This window comes from Bradyrhizobium sp. SZCCHNRI3052, from assembly GCF_032484895.1.
In the GTDB taxonomy this organism is placed as follows: domain Bacteria; phylum Pseudomonadota; class Alphaproteobacteria; order Rhizobiales; family Xanthobacteraceae; genus Bradyrhizobium.
On record NZ_JAUETW010000002.1, the window covers coordinates 1,010,702 to 1,026,096 of the forward strand.

13 protein-coding genes are annotated in these 15,395 nt (G+C 61.0%); 10 read left to right on the forward strand and 3 right to left on the reverse strand.

The genetic code is table 11. The features are described 5' to 3' along the window. Positions 1-54: 54 nt before the first annotated feature. Positions 55-1,341, reverse strand: coding sequence for a site-specific integrase (locus QW887_RS10225; protein ID WP_316194495.1), 1,287 nt, complete (start codon positions 1,339-1,341; stop codon positions 55-57). An 833-nt stretch (positions 1,342-2,174) separates the two neighbouring features. Between QW887_RS10225 and QW887_RS10230 the strand changes: the two genes are divergently transcribed. Beyond that, positions 2,175-3,110 carry an AraC family transcriptional regulator gene (locus QW887_RS10230; RefSeq protein WP_315754057.1) on the forward strand — a complete coding sequence of 312 codons (936 nt, stop codon included), beginning with the start codon at positions 2,175-2,177 and terminating at the stop codon, positions 3,108-3,110. Here QW887_RS10230 and QW887_RS10235 read toward each other — a convergent pair. After that, entirely contained in the window at positions 3,103-4,311 is a 1,209-nt protein-coding gene (locus QW887_RS10235; protein ID WP_315754059.1) for a Xaa-Pro peptidase family protein, read from the reverse strand. The genes QW887_RS10230 and QW887_RS10235 overlap by 8 nt on opposite strands. Positions 4,312-4,564: 253 nt before the next feature. On the opposite strand from QW887_RS10235, the gene QW887_RS10240 reads away from it, so the two are divergent. The 6 genes from QW887_RS10240 (at position 4,565) to QW887_RS10265 (ending at position 10,497) form a co-directional block, all read left to right on the forward strand. Next, entirely contained in the window at positions 4,565-5,941 is a 1,377-nt protein-coding gene (locus QW887_RS10240) for a M24 family metallopeptidase (protein WP_315754061.1), read from the forward strand. A gap of 128 nt (positions 5,942-6,069) precedes the next feature. Beyond that, positions 6,070-6,798 (forward strand): ABC transporter permease, encoded by a 729-nt coding sequence (locus tag QW887_RS10245; protein ID WP_315754154.1) that lies wholly within the window; start codon positions 6,070-6,072, stop codon positions 6,796-6,798. Then, positions 6,798-7,868 carry an ABC transporter ATP-binding protein gene (locus QW887_RS10250; RefSeq protein WP_315754063.1) on the forward strand — a complete coding sequence of 357 codons (1,071 nt, stop codon included), beginning with the start codon at positions 6,798-6,800 and terminating at the stop codon, positions 7,866-7,868. Before QW887_RS10245 ends, QW887_RS10250 begins: the two co-directional genes overlap by 1 nt. 5 nt (positions 7,869-7,873) lie before the next feature. After that, a complete protein-coding gene (locus QW887_RS10255; RefSeq protein ID WP_315754065.1) occupies positions 7,874-8,914 on the forward strand; it encodes a PotD/PotF family extracellular solute-binding protein in 1,041 nt (346 codons plus the stop codon). Positions 8,915-8,916: 2 nt separating this feature from the next. After that, on the forward strand, positions 8,917-9,780 hold the full coding sequence (locus tag QW887_RS10260; RefSeq protein WP_315754067.1) for an ABC transporter permease: 864 nt from the start codon (positions 8,917-8,919) through the stop codon (positions 9,778-9,780). A gap of 90 nt (positions 9,781-9,870) precedes the next feature. Further along, the gene (locus tag QW887_RS10265) at positions 9,871-10,497 is read left to right on the forward strand and encodes a GAF domain-containing protein (RefSeq protein WP_316159595.1); all 627 of its coding nucleotides are present in this window, start codon (positions 9,871-9,873) and stop codon (positions 10,495-10,497) included. Between the two features lie 666 nt (positions 10,498-11,163). On the opposite strand, the gene QW887_RS10270 is transcribed toward QW887_RS10265, so the two are convergent. Continuing rightward, positions 11,164-12,099: a LysR family transcriptional regulator gene (locus QW887_RS10270; RefSeq protein WP_315754070.1), complete on the reverse strand. Its 936-nt coding sequence runs from the start codon at positions 12,097-12,099 to the stop codon at positions 11,164-11,166. 182 nt (positions 12,100-12,281) lie between these two features. Between QW887_RS10270 and QW887_RS10275 the strand changes: the two genes are divergently transcribed. Genes QW887_RS10275 through QW887_RS10285 form a run of 3 tightly spaced genes read left to right on the forward strand, consistent with a single transcriptional unit; the run spans position 12,282 to position 15,375 of the window. Continuing rightward, positions 12,282-14,048, forward strand: a complete 1,767-nt coding sequence (locus tag QW887_RS10275) for a CocE/NonD family hydrolase (protein WP_315754072.1) — start codon at positions 12,282-12,284, stop codon at positions 14,046-14,048. Then, positions 14,045-14,578 (forward strand): GAF domain-containing protein, encoded by a 534-nt coding sequence (locus QW887_RS10280; RefSeq protein WP_315754074.1) that lies wholly within the window; start codon positions 14,045-14,047, stop codon positions 14,576-14,578. Before QW887_RS10275 ends, QW887_RS10280 begins: the two co-directional genes overlap by 4 nt. Continuing rightward, positions 14,575-15,375 carry an ABC transporter permease gene (locus tag QW887_RS10285; protein WP_315754076.1) on the forward strand — a complete coding sequence of 267 codons (801 nt, stop codon included), beginning with the start codon at positions 14,575-14,577 and terminating at the stop codon, positions 15,373-15,375. The genes QW887_RS10280 and QW887_RS10285 overlap by 4 nt, the downstream gene beginning before the upstream one ends. Positions 15,376-15,395: the final 20 nt, after the last annotated feature.

The following is a 15,395-nucleotide window of genomic DNA, read 5'->3' on the forward strand; positions in this document are numbered from 1 at the left end:
GCGTGAACAAATGAGGAAGATCGCGGTTCAGAGTCGTCAAAAAGCCCAATAAAATCAATGGTGGATAGGTGGAGCCCTATGTTCGGGACGCAGGGGTCGCAGGTTCGAATCCTGCCGCTCCGACCATTTTTTCCCAGAGTTTCTCTCCTGCGTACGATCTTCGATGGGGCTGGCCACCGTTTTGGCCACCGAAACATTGAAGCCCTTTTGACCGATCGCAACCGCCGCACCTTGCAGGTAGTCGGGGTGATGGTGGCCATAGGTGTCTTGCAAGATCTCCGGGGACATTCCTAGGAACCCGGCTGCTTCCCAGATTGATACGCCCCGCTGCATCAGCCAGGTCGCGGCGGTATGGCGCAAGGTATGCGGGGTGACTTTGCCGGGCAGGCCAGCCAGCCCGACGGCTCTGCTGAACCCCTTCTTTACCGATGCGACTGGCTTGCCGTTGAACTCGACGAAGCACGTGGCGATCAGCTTGCGATCTTTCCACCGCCGCAGGTGGGCGAGCAGCCGCGGGGGTATGGGCGCTGGAGTCTGGCGCTTCTTGGTTGCACGCTTCCCGATCGGCTTTCGGTAGAATATCCCGTGCTCAAGGTCGACGTAAGAGCGGTCCCGCTCCGTATACGGCGAGGCTGACGCAATAGCCCCAGCCCGAGTGCCAGTGTAAAGGCCGATCAGAATAAATCTGGCCACATGTCTCAGTGGCCGACGGTTCGTGCTGACCGGATCACCTTTCGACGCTCCTGAATGGATCGTCTGCTTCTCTCGATGCCGCCAGCAATGCCAAATAAGCGCCGCAGCTTCCTGTCGCGTAAGCCATCGGTCGCGCGGAACTCCCTTCGGCGGAAGTGATACGCGCACTAAGCCCCGGTGAAAGCCTTCTTTCGCATGATGGTTGATGGCAGCACGAAATGTCTCCAGGTCCCGGCGTGCACCACCGCGGTTGCCACGATGCCTGACATATGCGGCGCAGGTCTGGGCATTGACCGCGGACAGTCTCTTGCCGCCCCAGAATTCATTGAGGCGGTCAATCCTAGCTCCGATCTCGAACTGGTCGCTCGGTTCGCCAATATCGGTCAGATAGATCGACAGTACGTCAGCACAGTCGATATCCTCGATATCCTGCCGGCGGCGTTCGGGTTGATACTTTTCGGCGATGTAATCCGCTAGGGCCTGCTCTGCCTCTCGAGGCGGTTTCGTTTCAGTCGGGCTTGCAACGCATCCCGTGGCGATGTGGCGATCTCCATCTTTGATAATCCAGACCGCCTGGTGAACAAGTTTTCCGTCTCGGTATCGGGCCTTTCTCTTGTAGAGTCTGATCCCTTTGCTTGGACGCGACATAACTCCCTCATGGCCTTGATAGCTTCAAGGGTAGTATAGTCTCTATTCGCGATCCGTTCGAGAGTCAGTCGACCTCTAGCGCCTTCTCTTCGCAGGCCAGAAGCGGTCATAGATCCATCCGGGAAGGCTATTTTGGCGGCAACATCTAGACGTAGCGGCGCAGATGGGTCGATCGTGTCAGCCGTAGGCTGCATGACTCGTTTCGACATTAAGGGCCTCAATCTCGACAGCCGCGGCAGTCGTATGGATTCCAAGCGCAGTTCGTGGGACTTGTCCGGTCACAAGCGACCTACATCTATCATCGCCAGACTTCCCAAATCAGAGACGAACTTGCCAGGTCGAAGCTTGTCGCAGATTTTCGCGCGCAAAGGACGGGCAATTCTGACTAAGAGCCCCGAGAGGGGAAGCAGAACACCTATCCGATGCACGAAGAGGCGCGGCACCAGTCCGATCTCGAAGCAACCCGACTTACCGCAAATTGGTGCGTTCCTGGTGTCGCACCCCATCCGCCGGGCCTCCACTCACCCGCAACCGATTGTACACACGGGAAGCCCGGGGAATTGAACTTGCAACCAGATCGTTATGAGCGGCGGTATATTGGTCGGGTTCGTTGGTCTTGCTATAATTTTGCTTGCTTTCGATCGCTTTCGTTGCGTTTCGGTGTCGTCGTTTCTGGTGCGAAACTGGGACGGTAGGGCGGTCTCGGCTATGGCGCAGAACGTGCGGAACATTCCACTTTGTCTTTTGAAATCTACGTAGTAGACCGTCTCGGAGCACGTAATTTTCGTCTTGTTTTGCCCCCGGGGTTCTCCCGCCCTGAACGTAGAGTAGGGATGCGCAATGTCTCCCTCACTCAACGACGTTCAGAGATCGCCGAGGGCAAATATGGAGTTTCGGAAATGACATCCGTGACTGAGGCCAAGATCGCAGCCAGATGGGGTATGCCTCCGGCGGCATTTCTTGAGCCCTTGCCGAAATCCGGCATCAGCCTCGCTCGTTGGCGGCGAACGGAGGCGGGCAGTCCATTCAGTCAGAAGGCTCCGCGAGCGAACCACTATCTCCTGTCGCTCGTCTTGAAGCCTATGAAGGCCCGATCGTTCGTCGACCGACGTCAGATCTGGGCTGGACCGATCCCCGCAAATTCGGTGCGAATTGTCGATCCGGATTGTGAACGGGAATGGTCCACCGACGACGGCTTCGATTTGCTCCACTGCATGATCCCAAGGACCGCTATCGCGGAAATGATCGATAGTGAGGAGAGGATCCGTTTCGTCGATCCGCTCTACTCGCGCGACGACAGGATTCTTCAGATCGGAAATCAACTGCTGTGGGCCATGCAGCAGGACGGCCGCTTTGGCGTTGAGTTTGCCAACGGGCTCACACATGCCCTGCTGGCCTATCTGCTGCAACAATACACGCGGAATAGCCTGCCGCATTCGGCGTCCGGCTTGCGTCCAGCGCAGCTCAGACGGGTGATGGATCTCATCGCCTCCAGAATCGCGAGCGGCGTATCGCTGCACGAGATGGCCAGGGAAGCCGGAATGAGTCCGTTTCACTTCTCGCGCCAATTCCGTTCGTCGACGGGCCTATCTCCTGCTCGATATGCGCTCGTCAAGAGGATCGAGTGGGCCAAGGAACAGCTGCTGGATCGTCGTGCCGACATCTTGGAAGTTGCGCTCGACTGCGGATTCAAGGATCCCTCGCATTTCAGCCGATCCTTCAAATCCGTCGTTGGCCAGTCTCCACGGGATTATCGTCGCCTCAACTGATCGCGGCCCTCTGCTGCACGTTCAGGGCGCGCTTGACGAGCGCCCCCTGGATGCGGGCGCTAAGCCTCGCTCCACCTACAATGAGATCATCCAGTCCGTCAGGGAATTTTGTCAGCATTTCCGCGCCGTCTCGGGTGACCAGTATCGTGTCCGAGTGACGAACGCCGCCCTCTCGCTTGTCGTAGATGCCGGGCTCGATGCTGATCACCATGTTCTCCTGCAGAGTCTCCTGGCTTCCTTCCGAGATCCACGGGCCCTCGTGGTTACCCAGGCCAAACCCGTGACCGACCCGGTGCAGGCGAGCCTCGTCGCCGGAATACCCCTCGGTTTTCAGGAAATCCGTTACGCGCTTGTCGACTTCCGCGCATGGAATGCCAGGACGCACGAGGGAAATTGCGAGCTCGCGCGCAGCCATCATCGCCTTGAAGGCGCCAACCGACCAGCCTTGCGGTCTTGAGGTGAAGAAAGTCCGCTCGCACTCGGCAGCGTAGCCGTTGCAGCGCGTCAGCGCGAGCGCTACGTGCGGACCCTCGAGGGTTCTGTCCGATAGCGCGGGGATGGAATGGGGCTGAGCGCTTTGGGGAGCTGCCCAGGTCGCCATGAGAACGTTGGAGTCGGCCAGTTCGAAATCGGATGTTTCGCGGATCATCGCGGCGGTCACGTGTCGGGTGCGGGCGATCCCTTCGGCGACTGTTGAACCGAAATAGGCCGCTGCGATGAGCTGCTGCACGGCAGTATCGGCATATCGCGCTGCGCGGCGGATCATTTCGATCTCGGCCGGCGATTTGATCAGCCGTAATTCCTCGACGAGCGGCAGCACCTGTACCTCGTGAGGAAGTGCGGCCCGGATCTCCATGCGGAGGCTCGCTTCGACGCCGATGGCCGAATGCGAGCCGATCAACTCCAGCAATGTCTCGCGCCAACCTCTGCCATGGGGCGCCGGGTAGTCCCAATAGGCCTTCAGGTTCGCCGGCCTGATATTGTGCGCCTTACCGAGGTGATCGAGGTCGAGCATCGGCGTCAGCAGCGTGGGAGAGCCGCTGCTCGGTACGAGAAGGAAGAACGGCCGTTCCAACGGCTCGAAACCTGCGCCGGTCAGGTAGTAGATGCTCTCGCGCGAAGTAACGATGAATACATCTAGGTCGCGAATTCTGTCTTGCAGACGCTTCAGCCGGTGAGCGTATTCCGATTTCGAGATCATTGGAGAGTCCATCCAAAGGGCGGCATTGCCGGCTCGACGGTCGGCATTCATCCGTCGTGGTGCATGGTTGCAAAACCGCTGCGACCGCCGAATTCGTGCGGGGCACCGAACAGGAATTGACGATGACCGTAAAGTGACGCGGTCGAAAATAAATTGGCAGGATCGGGCAACATTCCGCACGAAACGGCCATTCGACCGGCGCGTGCGCCTTCGGCGGAAGCATATTGCAGGGAAGAACGCGACGATCCCTTGGGTGAAAAAAGCAGGAATTGGCCGGTCTCAGCAGGAATCTGCCGGATGCTTTCGCCCCTTCACACCCATTATGCCAACGTCATTTGAAGGCAGGTTCGCGGGTGCGGGCGGGGCCCCGCGTTCGGGCCGCGTCGATTGGGCGATGAGCCGGGACAATCGATCGCGCGACTGGGAGAGTTGGAGAATCATGAAGTTTCTGAGCCGTTCGGTCTGGGACTATCGACGAAAACTGATGCGTGACGTCATGGCCCGAAATCGCCTCGACGCGCTTCTGTTCTCCACCGCCGACTTCTTTCAGTTTGCGACCAATTTCAACGTCGATGTGCAGACATGGGAGCGCCCGATCTTGGTTTGCGTGCCGTTCGATGGCGAGCCGCGCGCGATCATGAACGAACTGTCGACGCACCACGTCCGCATGGCGCGCGAGCGGGAGCAATTCTGGGTCGACGACGTGCAATTCTATTTCGAGCATCCGAAGCTGACGGAGCGCGGCTTCTCGCTGCCTCAGCTTCCCGAGATGATCCACGATCTGTTGAGTCGCTGCGGATTGAGGGCATCTCGCATCGGTATTGATGCGAGCCAGCCTAGTCTTGCCCGCGCCGCCGGAATGTCGCCCGAGGTCAAGCTGATCCCGTGTCTGGAGGACATGCGGGCAATGCGCTGGGTCAAGCATGCCGAGGAGCTCGAGATCATGCGGCAGGCAGCCTCGCTGTCGGACTACATCCAGGATCGCTACCGGGAAAACATAAGGCCCGGCCGCCTGGTCCAGGAGCTGGACTGTCAGATGGCGGTCAGCATGGTCGAGGAGGGGGCGCGGCGCTTTCCCGGTGCAAATCTCGAAGTGCTGAGGTGCTGGACGCTGAGCGGTCCCGCATCGGCGTCTCCGCATGGCGACGGTGCTTCATGCGGAGCGAAGATCGGCAAGAGCGACGTTCTGGTCAACATCGTCATTCCGCGCCTGAACGGCGTCGTGATCGAAAACGAGCGCACCTGGTTTGCAGGCGAGCCTTCGCCGGATCAGCGCAAGTACTACGAGGTCGCTCGCGCGGCCAATGAAGCCGCATCAGCAGCGGCCGTGACGGGTGCGCCGGTGTCATCGATCGATGCAGCCGCGCAGAAGATCATCGAAGAGGCTGGATGCGGCAGCTTCATTCGTCACCGAACGGGCCACGGAATGGGGTTGCTCGGTCACGAGTACCCGCATGATATGGCCTTCAACCATCGGCCCCTTCTGGACAATGAAGTGTATTCGGCGGAGCCCGGCATCTATGTCTATGGTCTCGGGGGCTTCCGCATGGATGACACCGTCGTCGTGGGGCGCCAGCCGGAGATCTTGACCAAGGCGCCAAGAGACATCAAGAGCCAGATCGTCAATTGATGTCCGAGGATGCACTCCGAAGTCTGGCATCGTCACCCTCGACAGGTCGGGGATACCCGAGACTTGGGCGCCTGGTCTTCGCGGCGAGCGTCGCCGGCGCATACCTCTTGGTGTTCGCTCCGGTGGCGATGATCGTGCTGATAAGTTTCTTCGCCCAGGAGATCGTGAGTTTTCCTGCGGATGGCTTGACGCTGGGCTGGTACGAAAACGCGTGGTCCAGGCCGGAGTTTTCGCGTGGGCTTCTGACCAGTCTCCAGATTGCGCTGGCGACGACCGCGGTTGGGGTTCCCATCGGGGTTGCGGCTGCATTGCCGCTCGTGCGTTCGAAGTTTCCGGCAAAGGGTGGCATCAATGCGCTCCTGCTGGCCCCTTTGGCCTTGCCCGGTGTCGTCACCGGTGCGGGAATCTATATGACGTACGTTGCCGTCGAAGATGCCCTCGACACCGATATCAAGGGGACGATGGCCGGTCTGGTGGCTGCCCACACTATGCTCACCATCCCGTGGACGGTGCGGCTGGTCGTCGCCAGCCTTCAAGGTATCGACCAAGCCATCGAGGAAGCTGCGGCAAATCTCGGAGCCGGACCATTCACGGTCTTCCGGCGGATCACGCTGCCGGTGATGAGGCCGGGCATTGTCGCCGCCGCCATGTTCTCGTTCATCCAGAGCTTCGAGAATCTGGATCTTACGCTTCTCCTGGTCGCGCCCGGACGCATCACGTTGCCCGTGGCCATGCTGAATTATTTGGAATTTCGCATGGACCCGACGCTCGCGGCCGTGGCGACGGCTCAGATTGTGCTGGTCGGCGCGCTCATGCTCGCAACCGATCGATTCGTGAAGCTTTCGAGGATTGTTTGATGGCCAGGCTGACAGTCGAGCGGCTCACGAAGCAGTTTGGAGCCTCGGTCGCGGTGAATGATCTCAATCTAGAGATTGCTCAGGGGGAGATGGTGGCGCTGCTCGGGCCATCGGGCTGCGGCAAGACCACCACGTTGCGCATGATCGCGGGTTTCGTGACGCCGACGAGCGGCCGAATGCTGTTGGCGGAAACCGACATCACACGAAGCCCGCCGCATGCGCGTGAAACGGGTCTCGTGTTTCAATCCTATGCGCTGTTTCCGCACATGACCGTTGCCGAGAACGTCGGCTTCGGTCTGGAGATGCGCGGCCTTGGCCGTGCGGAGCGCGCACCGCGCATTGCGGACGCGTTGAACCTCGTCAGGCTGTCACATCTGGCCGACCGTTTCCCGAAACAGATGTCTGGAGGACAGCAGCAACGTGTCGCTCTTGCCCGCGCACTCGCGATCAGCCCGAAGCTGTTCCTGCTGGACGAGCCACTCTCCAACCTCGATGCCAAGCTCCGGGCGGAGGTCCGTACCGAGATCCGCGCGCTTCAGCAGCGGCTCGGCCTGACGACCTTGATCGTCACGCACGACAGAGAGGAAGCGCTGACGATGGCCGATCGGCTGGTCGTGATGGAAGGAGGGCGGGTTCGGCAGGTGGGCTCCGCGCGCGAGCTCTATGAAGAACCTTGCGATGCATTCGTCGCCGAATTCGTCGGACGCTGTAATCTGTTGCCGGCGAGGCGGGAAGACGATGAGCGCGTCAGAACGCGCGGCGGTCTTCTGCTGCCGTCCAGGAAACGACAGGACGAACGTTCCACGGCAGACACGATTGCCATCCGCCCCGAGCGCATCGCGATCGAGCCCGGCCATCGCGCGGCGATCCAGGGGCGGCTCGAGGCTGTGACTTATCTCGGCGCGCAGACGGAGTACCAGGTGCTGCTGGGCGAGGCGGAACGGGTGGTCGTTACCCGTTCAACGCCGGTCCGGGACGACCCGATGCTCTCAGTGCGCCCGCACGATCCGGTCTCGCTGAGCTGGGACATGGATGCTCCTCGGCTGATTCCCGAAACCGCGAAGGATTAGGCAAGATGAGATACTCACGGCGTAACTTTCTATCGCTGGGCTGCGGCACCGGAGCCACCTTTCTCTTCGGCAACCCCCGATCGGTCGCAGCGGCGAATGGACCCATCGTGGTAGGAACATGGGGAGGCGACTACGGCCAGCTGTTGGGTGATCTCCTGGACAAGCCGCTGGCTTCGGTCAAGGGCGTCGAGGTCGTTCAGGACGTCGCCAATGTCGATCCCAGGAAGACCAAGTTGCTGGCCGAGCGAGGCAGCCGCCGTGGCTCGATGGAGATAGCCTGCCTGTCCGATACGGACGCCTACCTGATGTCGCAATCGGAGGTCCTGGAGGAGATCCGGCCCGAGCAACTGTCCAGACTTGACGCCGTGTTTCCGGAGTTGCGCAAGCGATATTCGATTCCGCACATCTACTCGGCGCAGGTCATCCTCTACAATCCGACCAAGGTGACCGTTCCGCCGCAGTCATATGCGGATCTATGGGATCCGAAATGGCGTGGTCGTGTCGGGCTTTCCGATATTCTTTATGGGGCGAACACGCTTGCTGCAGCGCTCGCGGGCGGCGGAAGCGTCAACGATTTCGAGCCGGCCGACAAGAAGCTCCTGGAGCTGCGGTCACTGGACGCGAGGATATATCCGTCCAACGAAGCGCTGGCAGCGGGCCTCAAATCGGAGGAAGTCTGGATCACGATCATGTGGCTGGCGCGTGGCTTCATGTGGAAGAAAGCCGGAATCCCCCTCGCCCATGTGGTGCCGAAGGAAGGAACTCCTTCCGTTGTGTTCGAGGCGGGTATTCCCCGGAACGCCAGGAACAAGGCGGGAGCCTTCGCTTATCTCGATGCGATGCTGGACGCCAAGGCGCAAACGGGCTTCGCCGAAAGGATGGGATATGCCCCGACGGTGCGCGATGCGGTGCTCCCGGAAGATCTTGCCCGGGAGGTGCTTCTCACCGAGGAGGAGCGGACCAGGCTATTGAAGCTCGACTACGCCTACTCGACGGGGCGCTCGCAACGTACCCTCGATTTCTGGAACAAGCAGTTCAAGGCCTGATCATGGCGATCCTGCTCGTTCCCGCATGTCTTCTCATTCTCGGCTTGCTCGTCGGTCCGCTCGTTCTGATGTTCAGGATCTCGTTGAACGAGCTAGGTCCGACGCAGATGATGGTAGAGGCGCTGACCGCCGGCAACTACCTACGCGCAGCGACCGATCCGTACTATCAGCAGATCGTTCTCACGACGCTTGGCATTGCGCTGCTGTGTACGATGGTCACGCTCATCATCGCATTTCCGGCAGCCTATTGGCTGGGACGCATCGAGAGCCGGTGGAAGAGCATCGTTCTGATCGCTACTCTGTTTCCCCTGCTTGTGGGCAACGTGGTCCGGTCCGCGGGCTGGATGGCATTGCTCGATCGCGACGGTCTCATCAACTGGGGACTTGCGCGGCTGGGTCTGATCGCACAGCCTATGCAACTCATATATACGCCGAAAGCGGTCGTATTCGGCATCATTGCGGTGGTGTTGCCGTACATGATCATAACCATTTCGTCGGTGATCGAGAGTATTCCCCTCCAATTGGAAGAAGCGGCCGCCAACCTCGGAGCGTCCCCGGTCGTGGTCTTTCGGCGCATCGTTCTTCCGCTCGCGCTGCCGGGCGTCGCAGCTGGATGCACGCTTGTGTTCGTTCTGTGCATGAACACCTACGCGACTGCGGTTCTCCTGGGCGGTCCCAGGTTCAAGATGATGGCGCCTGCCGTGTACGACCAGTTCATAAGGAGCAACAACTGGCCGATGGGAGCGGCGTTGGCGTTCTTGCTTCTGATCTTCACCATGGCCTTCACCGTGCTCGGGAGCGTTGGTTTCGCTCGGCGCTACGGCAAGCTGTCTCGTGCTCCGCCGGAGCGACTTGCGCCGGCGTGAATGTTTCAATCTGGATTCCGCTCCGCGGTCGTTGGCGCCTCTCGGGAGAGAAGCTTCTATTGTCAATTTTTGATGGAAAGGAGATACGCAATGCTGTCGATCAGCTCACCGGTCTTCGCGCGCCGTGGCCTATTGACAGGAGGACTGGGGACGGTTCTTGCGACGCCGATATGCGGTTCAGCTCGGGCCGCGACGGAGGCGAGCATCGCGCCTGATTCGAAGGTTCGTCTGGCTGCGATAGACGAGGTTGCGCGGGCGGGGACAGAGCCGGGGCAGCCCAATGTCATTCTGGCCAGCCTCAACCTCGCGTTGGCGCAAACGGTTGGACACAAGCTGTTCACCGTTCTGGTGCTCAACGAGGATGTCGGGCAGAACCAGCGCTACTATTCCAACCAGCCAGGGGCCTATCCCGTCGGCGGAAGCAAGCCCATCGATCGATCAAGCGCATTCTACAAGGAGATCGTGCTGACCGGTAAGCCGCGCATCTGCTACGACTACGAAGACATGAAGCGCGCATTCTTCGATCATGAGCTTATCCGGTCGCTCGGCTGCGAAAGTGCCGTCAACTATCCCGTGCGCTGGAACGGAAAGACAATCGGATCGCTCAATTTACTTCACCAGGCCGGATGGTATGACGAGCACAAGGTCGCCGCGATCGGTGCCTTCGCTGCACTGTCGGCTCCGGCCCTCCTCGATATTGTGCGCGGCTGGAAGTGACGAACGCTTGCGTCGGCATTTCTGGCGCGGAAGCCGACTTCGGCGACAGTCCGTCTTCGCTTTCTCTCGCTCCTCGGTCTCCGCATGGCTGCGCCACGCGTAGCCCGAAGGACGAAGCGTGGTGGGCCCGGCAGGACTCGAACCTGCAACCAGACCGTTATGAGCGGCAGGGTATTGATGAGGTTCGTTGGTTCCGCAGAAATTTCATTCGATTTCGAGGAGTTACGCTCTACTTCGTTCACCAGATCGAGCAAGCGAGCGCGGAAATCATCGTCAACAGCCGGGCAACGCACGTCTCGACTCGCTTAGCGAGTTTCAACCAGGGTTTGCGATGAAGTCTGAAGGATCAAATTGAAACTTCGTCAGATCCGCTTAGCGGACGCAAGAAGCCGATGACCAATCAACTACCATTTGAGCGGCAAGCTTCTCTATGCTGCGAGCCGGCGACCGAGCGATCAGCTTCCTTGCTCTTGCTAGCTTTCGTTCAGGTTGATCGTGCTTTTTGCGCCTGGTTCTGGTGCGAAACAGGTTCGCGGACCATGGCGTCTTTCTTAGATAGTTTCTCTCAGTGGAGCAGGCATTTCGCCGCTGGGGTCTCGAGAAAAGAAGCCAGAATACGGCCGGCACCTTACAAGCACCGGCGTCAGAACAGCCTGATTGGGCGGCTCAACGAGGGGCCTGGAGGAATGCTTCGGACTGAGACTTGGCGACCCCGCTGATTTCCGCAGCCAGCTCGACGACCATCGGCGAACGGGATTGCCAGATGGGATGCAGGAAGCCGTATTGGAGCGGAAAGGCCGGACGAAATGGCCTGAGAACCAGATCCGGCACACCGCTGGAGCGGGCGACGAAGGGGTCGGACAGGCAACATCCGAGTCCTCTCCCGGTGAGCTGACAGGCGATCACGCCATTGGTGGCTTCAAATCGCACCTTTAACGGCTTGCGGGCTTCACGGCTCAGGCGTTCGAGATGTTGTCGCAGGATCGAGCGCGGATGCGTGACGATGACGTCCTCGGCGGCGAACTGATCGAAGGTCACGATCTGCTGCGCCGCGAGCGGATGATCCGGGCGCATTGCGACCATGGCTTCGACGCGCAGGAACTCCTCGGTCCCGAAAGCCGCATGCGAGAGCGGCAGGATGGTGACCCCGAGATCGAAGGTTTCCTGGCCGACCCAGGTCTCGATATCCAGGCGCACCCGGGATTCGATCGAAGCCGTGAAGTTCGGAGAGCGCTTGGCCACGGTGGCTACGGCATCGGCAACCATGGCGTGAGCAATGAAGGGAGCAGTGAGGATTCGCAGATGATGGCGCGTTCCGCGGCTCATCTGCACCGCAAAACGTTGCAGTCCATCATGGCCAAGGAGAACGCGCTCCGCATGGGCGTAAAACTCCCGCCCCTCGCGCGTCAGCGTCAAAGGACGGCTGTCGCGTCCGAACAGAGGAAAGCCCACCTCCTTCTCCAGCGCGCTGAGCAGCCGCCCGACCTGGGGCTGCGTGCGCCCCAGCCGCTCGGCCGCCCGCGACACGGACCCTGTTTCCACAAACGCCCGGAGGGCTTCCAGACCACGGTGATTGGGCAAATCCAGCTCCTGAATGCGCATTCCGCATATAATACGACATATTACGCATTTGACGCATGAAATTTGCAATGTTTCTTTGCAGCTCAAGTGGAAGCCCAAATGATGGGCATGTGAGAGCCGCAATGACCGTGTGTGCCGAAACCGATCGCGCCTGGCAGATGGCCCCGGGCGACTATGTTGAGCGTCGACCAGTGACGTCCCGCTTGACGGAGCCTGTCTCGTGCTACGTCACGATGCGCGATGGTTGCCGCATTGCCGTGGACGTCTATTTGCCCGAAGCCATCGACGGCGCGGCACCCGACAAATCGTTCGCAACGATCGCTCTGTTCACCCCGTATTATCGCCGCTTCAAGCTGCGGCCGGGCGGGAGTGGCGAGGTCAATCCCAACACCGGTAAGTTCCGCGATTTCTTCGTGCCACGCGGGTATGCGGTGGTGGTGGTCGATGTCCGTGGCACGGGCGCCAGCTTCGGCACCCGCGACAGCTTCCGCTCCCCCAAGGAGCGCGAGGACAGCCGCGAGATTGCCGATTGGATCGTGGCCCAGCCCTGGTCCAACGGCAGCATCGGCGCCACCGGCGTGTCCTATCTCGGCGCGGCGTCGGACTTCCTGGCCAGCACGGGTCATCCGGCCGTCAAGGCCATCGCGCCGCTGTTTTCGGTGTGGGACACCTACACCGACAACTACTTCCCGGGCGGCCTTCAGGTCACGTCGCTGACGCAGATCTATGATGAGCTGCTCATCGGCCTGGATCATGATCGGCGCGACGTGCTCCAGAAGTTCTCCTACTACAGCAATCCGGATTTCGAAGGCCCGCAGCCGGTCGATGCGGATACCGACGGCGTTCTGGTGCGGGAAGCGGTCCGTGAGCATCTGGCGAACTTCCGCCAGACCGATTTCATGGCGGAGTTCAAATTCCGCGAAGAAGCGCTTGTCTACGATCCCGGCTTCAGCTCTGCCTCGTTCAGTCCCTATGCGTTGTCTGCGGGCGTGCGGCGCGACGTGGCGATCCTGTCGGTCTCCGGCTGGTGCGACGGGGCCGGCTACATGAATGGTGCGATCTCGCGCTTCCTGACCATGAAGGACAATCCGCGCCATCTCCTGCTCGGCCCCTGGGACCATGGCGCCCGGATCGACATCTCGCCCTGGCGGACCTCCGAGGTCGTGGATTTCCCGCTTCTCGGCGAAGTCTTGCGATTCTTCGATACCTATCTTCTCGGGTGGGACACAGGCCTTAAGAACGAGGCCCCGATCCACTATTTTTCCCTCCATGCGCAGGCATGGCGAGCGTCTCGCGCCTGGCCGCCGATTGAAGCGCAGCGGACACTGTTCCTCACGTCCGGCCACGGTCTCGGCGACACCGCCACCCATGGCGGCGCGGAGTCCTACAAGGTCGACTTCACCCTCGGCACGGGGCAGCAGACGCGCTTTGAGCGCATCGCGGGCGTCGATAGCCGGAGCTACTACACCGACTGGCAAGGACGCACCGATCGGATGCTGAGCTACACCTCGGCGCCCCTGGTCGAGGCCATGGAGCTCGCCGGTCATGGCGTTGCGGATATCTGGCTATCCTCCAGCGAGCCCGATGCGGCGCTGTTCGTCTATGTGAGCGAAATCGAAGCGGATGGCACCGAGCGCTACGTGACCGAGGGACTGCTGCGGGCTCTGCACCGCAAGGAAACCCCGGCGCCGGACAGCTATAGCACCACCTGGCCATTCCGGAGCTTCTCGCGGGCCGATGCGGCACCGCTGGTCCCCGGCGCCTGGGAGTGCATCCGCATTCCATTGCTGCCGACCGCCTGGCGTTTCGCAGCCGGCAGCCGCATCCGTCTGTCGATTGCCGGCGCTGACGCCGATCATTTCGCGCAGGTGCCGCACGGCAGGCCTCCGCTCCTCACGGTGGCGTTTGGCGGCGAGCGCCCATCGGCACTGCATCTTCCGCTTGTTGCAAGCCGGGGACCTGGCGCATGAGCACCCGCGACGCGCTTCAGTATAGTAGCTCCATGGCGCCGCTCGCGGCATTGGCGACTGCGCTGGCCGAGCGGGACCAGCCCGGCGCGAGCCTGCGCGTGCTGGACCGCCTGCTCGCCGCGGCCGTCGGCCACAAGCTGTTTACGGCTCTGCTCTACCGGCCGGCGGACGGTGTCGCCGATCGGCTCTATAGCAGCGCGCCGGATCGGTTTCCGGCCCAGGGTTCAAAGGCCTTGGAAGAAGCCCCCACCATGCGCCGCGTGCTCATGTCGGGCGTGCCCTATATTGGTCGAAACGCCAGCGACATTGCACGCGACTTTCCTGATCATGAGAAAATCCTCGCGCTCGGATGCGCAAGCATCCTGAACATGCCCGTGCGCTGGAACAGCGAAGTCATCGGCCAGATCAACCTGCTGCACGAGGCGGGGCATTTTCACGACGGGCATTTGCCCATCGTTGAAATGCTGGCGCAAATGGTCGTCCCGGCATTTCTCCTCGCAGCTCAGCAGGCACGGAGGGGCGGGCCATGACGTCGAGCCGTCTCGCTCATCGCACATTGGTGGCGATCGCCTATGTGCTGATGCTTGCGCCAGTGGTCATGGTGATCATGACCAGCTTCTTCCGCGACGAGATCGTGTCGTTTCCACCGAGCGGCCTGACCTTTCGCTGGTACTTCAATGCCTGGACCCGGCGCGAATTCGCCAATGGCTTTCTGCTCAGCCTGCAAGTGGCGCTGATCGCAACCGCAATTGGCGTCGCGTTCGGCACGGCAGCGGCGCTTGCGCTGTCGCGCAGCACCATCGCGGCGAAGTCGGCCATCAATACGCTTCTGCTCGGTCCGCTGGCGGTGCCCGGCATCGTCGCCGGAACGGCGTTGTATCTGTTCTATCTCAAGCTGGAGAACAGGCTCGACCTCGACATCGTCGGCACCCTGCCGGGCCTGATCGCGGCCCACGTCCTGCTCACCATCCCCTGGACGGTGCGGGTGGTGACCGCCAGCCTGCAGGGCTTGGACACCATCGCCGAAGAAGCGGCCGCCAATCTCGGCGCGCGCCCCTGGACCGTGTTTCGCCGCGTGACTTTGCCGATGCTGCGGCCGGGGATCGTTGCGGCGACCATGTTCTCCTTCATCCAGAGCTTCGAGAGCCTCGAGCTGACCCTGCTCCTGGTGGGCGCTGGCAAGACCACGCTGCCCGTCGCGATGCTCAACTATCTCGAATTCCGCATGGATCCGACCCTTGCCGCGGTCGCGACGGTGCAGATCCTGGTCGTCGCGGCGCTGATGCTCGTCACCGACCGTTTCGTGAAATTGTCCCGGGTCGTCTGACCCTTTGAGGAGGATACACC

Coding starts and splice junctions, on each gene's coding strand:
- QW887_RS10225 (WP_316194495.1), bottom strand. CDS start 1,341: ATGTCGCGTCCAAGCAAAGGGATCAGACTCTACAAGAGAAAGGCCCGA.
- QW887_RS10230 (WP_315754057.1), top strand. CDS start 2,175: ATGCGCAATGTCTCCCTCACTCAACGACGTTCAGAGATCGCCGAGGGC.
- QW887_RS10235 (WP_315754059.1), bottom strand. CDS start 4,311: ATGATCTCGAAATCGGAATACGCTCACCGGCTGAAGCGTCTGCAAGAC.
- QW887_RS10245 (WP_315754154.1), top strand. CDS start 6,070: ATGATCGTGCTGATAAGTTTCTTCGCCCAGGAGATCGTGAGTTTTCCT.
- QW887_RS10250 (WP_315754063.1), top strand. CDS start 6,798: ATGGCCAGGCTGACAGTCGAGCGGCTCACGAAGCAGTTTGGAGCCTCG.
- QW887_RS10255 (WP_315754065.1), top strand. CDS start 7,874: ATGAGATACTCACGGCGTAACTTTCTATCGCTGGGCTGCGGCACCGGA.
- QW887_RS10260 (WP_315754067.1), top strand. CDS start 8,917: ATGGCGATCCTGCTCGTTCCCGCATGTCTTCTCATTCTCGGCTTGCTC.
- QW887_RS10265 (WP_316159595.1), top strand. CDS start 9,871: ATGCTGTCGATCAGCTCACCGGTCTTCGCGCGCCGTGGCCTATTGACA.
- QW887_RS10270 (WP_315754070.1), bottom strand. CDS start 12,099: ATGCGCATTCAGGAGCTGGATTTGCCCAATCACCGTGGTCTGGAAGCC.
- QW887_RS10280 (WP_315754074.1), top strand. CDS start 14,045: ATGAGCACCCGCGACGCGCTTCAGTATAGTAGCTCCATGGCGCCGCTC.
- QW887_RS10285 (WP_315754076.1), top strand. CDS start 14,575: ATGACGTCGAGCCGTCTCGCTCATCGCACATTGGTGGCGATCGCCTAT.